Below are 6,521 nucleotides of genomic sequence, written 5' to 3' on the forward strand. Positions count from 1 at the left end.
TTTTTCGACTTAGTTGCCGGCAGCTTGCCGCCAACTCACTCCTCTAGATAAGTATTTTGACTCACGCTCCTTCCTCTTTCGAGACGTTGTGACACTTAGGGTGCGGAATGTGGGTTCTAACGTAAAGCCAACCTAGAACGGCGGGGTTTCAGACCCAAAATTTCCGATGAAAGCGTATATTGGAAATAGAGCCATCCCTAGAAAAGTGAGCCACTGTTATGAATTCTTTTGCGCTTCCCGTCTTTCTGCAATCAGGTTTAACCCTACTGGCATTTTTAGTGCTGGTTATCCTGATGGCCTAAATCTTAATCCGTCTGTGACTTCGATCGAGCAGGGGACGATCGATAGCGCCGACTAGATTTTCATAGACGGTTAACAGTTGGTCAGCGATCGCCGACCAACTATATTGATTTAAGACTAAATCCCTGGCATTTTTCCCTCGTTGTTGGCGAATTTCAGGATTAGTCAGGGCAGTTGCCAAAGTATTAGTTAAATCCTCCAGCTGACAAGCTGTCACCCATCCCGCAGCCGCTGCTGCCACCGCAGGATGCAGATCCACCCGGTCGGAGATAACCACGGGAATTCCGGCAGCCATAGCTTCTGCCACTGCGATGCCAAAATTTTCATAGTAGGAAGGTAAAACAAATAAATCGGCCCTAGCGAGGAGGTTATTTTTTACTTCTCCGGTCACAAATCCGGTAATTGTTGTATTTTTGCCCAAGATTGACCGCTCGATCTGATTTTTAATGCGATTTTCGTACTCCCGATCCTGGGGATTGCCTCCTGCTAAGACAAAATGAAAATCTAGGCCCTTTGCTAACAGACTTTCTAAACTGGGCAGCAATAAATCTAGACCTTTTTTCGGGTCAAGACGGGACATATAGAGGATGATCGGTTTATTTTGGGGAAGATCAAAACCGTTTACCGGTAGAGCTTGTGGGTTAAAAAAATCTACCCCTAGGGGGATGATAATATCTTTCGTTGTTATATTAAATCTTTCGGCGATTTGACACTCCTGCTGACTGGTAAAATGAACTGCCGCCGCCGCCGCTAAATTGGGTTTTTCCAGAAAATTGGCATATATTTGTTTAAGTTGCCGTTTTTTTTGCAAATCTGCCGGATCGAGGGTGCCTAGGGGACGGAGAATATAGGGCAGTTGACGGTAACGAGCGATCAAAGCCGATATACTGCTCACTGGGGAGAATAAGGCATGAATATGGGCGATATCGTAATCTTTTGCCCTATTAGCCAACCAAGTAAACAGATCAAGGGAAAATTTATAGCGGCGAAAGGGAGAACAGCGAAAATAATAGATTTGATAGCCATTTTGACTAACAGGGACCCCTAAAGGCACATCTAGGGGTGCTTGTCCCGTGTCACCATTGGAATCGGTGGTAATAATAGTCACCTCTTGGCCTAGTTGCGCCAAGGCCGCTGACAAACCGAGTGCCATTTGACTAGGGCCACCATAAACAAGGGAAATCGAAGGAACAATCTGAAGAATTTTCATCGAAAAATTGGGTCAGAAACCCCGTCGTTCTAGGTTGGCTTTACTGTTAAATACTAGCGCATTTGCACGATATATGCTAGAAAGTGCCACTTAGAGCGACTCTAAGACCAGAACAGAGTAAATCTGTTAAGGCAGCTGGGAAACCGCTCAAGAAACCCCAAGAGGATATCAAATTCAGCTAGTCCGGAACAGGGAACGGTTGAAAACGAATATCAAATTTAGATGGACAATAGCTTATCCCTCTGATTTACCAGTTATCAGTAAACAGTAAGCAGTTATCAGTGATGAGACGGGGAGTAGGTAGCATTTTCATGGCTCAGTAAATGATAATCGGTCAAGGGTAAAAAGACAGCAAGAAACCGCCATTTAATACTGCTCATCTAATACCGATCACTTAATACTCAAATCTGATAACTGCTCACTGATAACTGCTCACTGAAAAGGCTAAAGGTTAACCATTCATCGATAAATATTTAGCCACCGATTGCACATCTTTATCACCCCGTCCAGAGAAATTAATAACAATGCGAGGACTACCAGTTACTTGTGGGCAAAGAGTTTCTAAATAGGCTAAAGCGTGGGCAGTTTCTAGGGCCGGAATAATCCCTTCTAAACGGGAAACTCTTTGAAAAGCTTCTAATGCTTCCCGGTCAGTGACACTGTAATATTCGGCGCGACCACTATCTTTTAAAAAGCTATGTTCTGGCCCGACTCCGGGATAATCTAAACCGGCACTAATTGAGTGGGCCTCGATAACTTGACCTTCGCTATCTTGTAATAAATAACTCATTGCTCCATGTAGAACCCCCGGTTGACCTTGGGTAAGGGTGGCGGCGTGTTTTCCGGAAGCGATACTTTCCCCGGCGGCCTCAACACCAATTAAACGCACGGAAGCTTCTTTAACAAACTCATGAAATAAACCCATAGCATTAGAACCACCCCCCACACAAGCGAGGAGAATATCCGGTAAACCGCCCCATTTTTCCAGACTTTGCTGACGAGTTTCTTGACCGATAACCGCGTGAAAATCGCGCACCATCATCGGATAGGGATGAGGACCTGCCACAGAACCAAGGATGTAGTGAGTGGTTTCCACATTAGTTACCCAGTCGCGAATCGCTTCCGAGGTGGCATCTTTCAGGGTTCCTGTCCCGGCGGCCACGGGTTGCACCGTCGCCCCAAGCAGTCTCATGCGGAAAACATTGAGTTCCTGGCGTTCCATGTCGTGAATTCCCATATAAATCACGCATTCTAGACCAAAACGAGCGCAAACCGTAGCGGTGGCCACGCCGTGCTGTCCTGCCCCGGTTTCGGCGATAATTCGCTTTTTACCCATGCGTTTGGCTAATAAAACCTGACCGAGGGCGTTATTAATCTTGTGGGCCCCGGTATGGTTTAAATCTTCCCGTTTCAGGTAAATTTGCGCCCCAGTACCGTCAGCTTTGGCATAATGGGCGGTGAGACGTTCGGCAAAATATAAGGGACTAGGTCTACCGACGTAATCCTTGAGCAGTTGATTTAATTCTTCTTGAAAATCGGGGTCGTCTTGATACTGATTATAGGCCGTTTCTAGTTCACTTAAGGCTGGCATCAGGGTTTCTGGGACGTATTTGCCCCCGTAGCGTCCAAAACGCCCAAAAGCATCGGGATACTGGGTTGCTGTGCCGGCTGAGGCGGCATAAATTGGCGTGATAGTCATGTAAACCTTCGATGAGAGACTTATGATCCATTATAAATCTAAGGGTTTAGTCTCTGGGTTAACCTGAGTTCGAGGGCAATCATCGCCTAACCCACTTAATCATCAAAGGGTGAGCATTGCCCACCCTTTGACTGATTTTACAGCCAAATACTCACATCAACTTTTAACACCTGTCCTAATAGTAATAACCATTTTAATTGAGTCATCGGCCAGGGACAGGCAGCGTCTATTGAATTGGACCGCCAAGAATTAGGAACTAGACGATCATGGAAGTAATAATAGTATAATTCCTGAGAGCGATCGAGGGATAATCCTAGCTTTAATTGTTGGCTAACTTCAATTAAACGGGTGATTAGGCGAGTATCCTCCTCCGCCGTTAAAGGATCGCCATCGTGTAATAATTTCCCAAGAGATTGCCAGAGCAGACTTTCTAAGGTTTGACGCGCTTCGGGAATGTTTAATTGACAGTGTAAATGATTGGCTTCCTTAGCAATAGCCAATAATTGATCGAGATTATTCTCCGTTGCTTGCCGCTGCTCAAAATCTTTTTCTAGGGCATTAATCATCTGTAAACAACGGTGAGAAATGGCAATATCGGCCGCTACCTGTAACTCTTGAGGTACGGGCAGCTCATCCCGTTGGAAAGCCGCTAAAATCCCGTAATTATCCCGATAAACTTGGGTGTATAATTGATCGAGACGTTTTTTAGTTTCGGCTGTCACCTTCTGCATGATCCGGTGTCTTTCATCGGCAAAAAGATGGGGTAAAGCAAAAAAGTTTTCTCCCAATCCGCGCCCCATTTCTACGATCATGGTCGAGACACTGGCCTGTTGTAAAGATTCAAAGAGATGATCCTTAAGATTGGTATAGATTAACCGACCGTTAAAAGGTTGAATGCAGCAGTAAAAATCCCAACCTCCTAAATGTAGAACAGCAAAGACAAAATGTTCACTTTCTTGGGTAATTTCTGAGGTTAATTCCACCTGTCCCACTGCTAAAGTTAAAGACCCGATCGCTTGTTTTTGATAATCTAATTGACGGGTATTGTAACAATAAATCCGATGATGACTGGGATAATTGGTAAATAGGGAACTAATAGCGTAATGGGCTGCCACCCGTTCCAAATCCACCCGCGCAGAAGTGACCAATTGTCGATAGACATCAGCCCCATCTTGATATAACTTAACGTTACTGGGGGCGAAAGCTAGACGACTGAGGAAATTCATTTCTAATTGAATGCCGGCCACTTCTCCGGCTAATTCCAGGGCCCGGCCAGCATATCTCAAAATTTGCGTACCTTCAGGTCGAGAAATTTCCTCAAAAAACCAGCCACAACTGGTAAACATCAATAAAGCCTGTCTTTGCATTTCTAATAAACGCAAAGCATCGATTTTCTCGCTTTTACTCAGGTTGCGACTTTGATGCAAAGCGAGGAAATGTTCGATCGCGTCTGGGGAGCGATCTAAAATAACTGCAATGTAGTCATCCCTTGTCTGCCAAGGATCGCGGAAAAATTCCTGTCCTTGAATCTCATATACCTTAATTAACTCATCTCTGAGCCAATTTAGGGACTCCCGCAGGGGTTTACGCCATTTTTGCTGGTAATTTCCCCCTCCCCCACAACCACAGTCATCCTGCCAACGATTTACGCCATGGACACAACTCCAAGCGGTCACGGGTTTTAATTCCACTTCCCAAGTGGGGGGGCAAATACTGAGATAATGGGCGAAATTGGTGACTGTCCAGCCGTTTTTAGGGAAAGATTCCGTAAAAGCATAGCTAAGACACTTCTCTGTCCCCTGTTTGTGGTGGCCGAAGGTTTCCCCATCGGTAGCGACGCTGATTAACTGGGAGGGACGATGATCCCCTTTAATTGCCTGTCCCAGACGACCGACGAGAAAATCACTGCTGGCTAGGACATCATTAAAGCCCATATCCCGAGAAATTGGACCATCGTAGAAGAAAATATCCAGATAACGACCATCGGGGATGTAACAGCGATAGGGACGGGTGGGATCGATTTGACCTCCGGCCACCGCGTGCCATTGGGGATGAGGATCCTGGTCGCTAGGGAAAGGACGACAGCGCAGGGCCTGGGAAGGGGCTAAAATGGTAAATTTAATCCCTTCATCGATTAAAGCTGTCACTGTGGCTAAATCAATGGCTGTTTCCGCTAACCACATTCCTTCGGGATCGCGACCGAAACGGTGCTGAAAATCGGCTTTTCCCCAGCGAATTTGGGTGTATTTGTCCTGTTTGTTGGCTAGGGGCAGAATGATATGATTATAGACTTGGGCGATGGCGTTACCATGACCGTTTAAGCGTTGACAACTTTTTTGATCCGCTGTCAGGATGCGTTGGTAAACTTCGGGATCATGGGATTGCATCCATGACATGAGGGTGGCCCCGATGTTAAAGCTGAGATATTCGTAGTTATTAACTATTTTGATCACTTCCCCCCGGTCATTGTAAATGCGCGCAAAAGCATTGGCACGATAACACTCGTGATGGATGCGTTCATTCCAATTATGGAAGGGATGGGCGCTCGGTTGCCGTTCAATTCTGTCTAGATAGGGATTTTCTCGCGGTGGTTGGTAAAAATGTCCGTGAACCGTGATATAAACTCCGTGAGCGGTTTTCAGGGGATCGACCCCCGTATCGGTATAGGAATAAAAGGTTGTAGAAGGATTTTCAACAAGATAAGTCATAGAAAGGCCTAGAAAATCGGTTTTTTTGAGCGAAAATAGCTGTAGAATGTAGCGACCTGATGTTTTAAAAAACTGAAAACCTGGCCGTTTTTTACGGCCTTGGGGTCACAATATCACATTTTATTTTCCTAGCAAAGCTAAGGTTAACAATTCGCAACTTCTCTATACACAGCACTAAGTAATACTAAATCTTGTTACAAAATCTAGCTTTTTCGGGTAAGCTGTTGACTATCTAGGGCTGACTGACCATCCTTTGCCATCGGCGTTCTAGCCTAGGAGAGATGCGATCGCTCTTACCCCTGCCCCAAAAGCGATCGCCAAGCTGAGGAAAATTTGGCCACGCCCAAAAATGATCGCCTTTAATCATCAATGTTTTTGACGGGTTACGCTGTGCCAACCCATCCTACGGGATCAGAGATCGCATCACCACTTCATGAAGGGTGGCGGACTAAACGGATGTTTTACAAACCACTGGCGCGCGCCTTTCATCGGAAATTTTGGGTCTGAAACCCCGCCGTTTTACGGCGGCTTTGCTGTTAAATATGAGCATCGTTTACGAAATATGTGTTAGAATGTGAGGTATGGAAAAAGCCTATTCTTACCG

Annotated in this window: 3 protein-coding genes; all 3 read right to left on the reverse strand. The window is 45.7% G+C overall.

Annotated features, from left to right (window positions below):
- Positions 1 to 298: 298 nt before the first annotated feature.
- Positions 299 to 1,510, reverse strand: coding sequence for a hormogonium polysaccharide biosynthesis glycosyltransferase HpsP (gene hpsP / locus EWV68_RS12760; RefSeq protein WP_061432979.1), 1,212 nt, complete (start codon positions 1,508 to 1,510; stop codon positions 299 to 301).
- Between the two features lie 451 nt (positions 1,511 to 1,961).
- Positions 1,962 to 3,209, reverse strand: a complete 1,248-nt coding sequence (gene trpB, locus EWV68_RS12765; protein WP_012265094.1) for a tryptophan synthase subunit beta — start codon at positions 3,207 to 3,209, stop codon at positions 1,962 to 1,964.
- A gap of 137 nt (positions 3,210 to 3,346) precedes the next feature.
- Positions 3,347 to 5,917, reverse strand: a complete 2,571-nt coding sequence (locus EWV68_RS12770) for a DUF3536 domain-containing protein (protein ID WP_287169995.1) — start codon at positions 5,915 to 5,917, stop codon at positions 3,347 to 3,349.
- Between the last annotated feature and the right edge of the window lie 604 nt (positions 5,918 to 6,521).

Source organism: Microcystis sp. M_QC_C_20170808_M9Col (assembly GCF_007095495.1).
In the GTDB taxonomy this organism is placed as follows: Bacteria; Cyanobacteriota; Cyanobacteriia; order Cyanobacteriales; family Microcystaceae; genus Microcystis; species Microcystis aeruginosa.

Coding starts and splice junctions, on each gene's coding strand:
- hpsP (WP_061432979.1), bottom strand. CDS start 1,510: ATGAAAATTCTTCAGATTGTTCCTTCGATTTCCCTTGTTTATGGTGGC.
- trpB (WP_012265094.1), bottom strand. CDS start 3,209: ATGACTATCACGCCAATTTATGCCGCCTCAGCCGGCACAGCAACCCAG.
- EWV68_RS12770 (WP_287169995.1), bottom strand. CDS start 5,917: ATGACTTATCTTGTTGAAAATCCTTCTACAACCTTTTATTCCTATACC.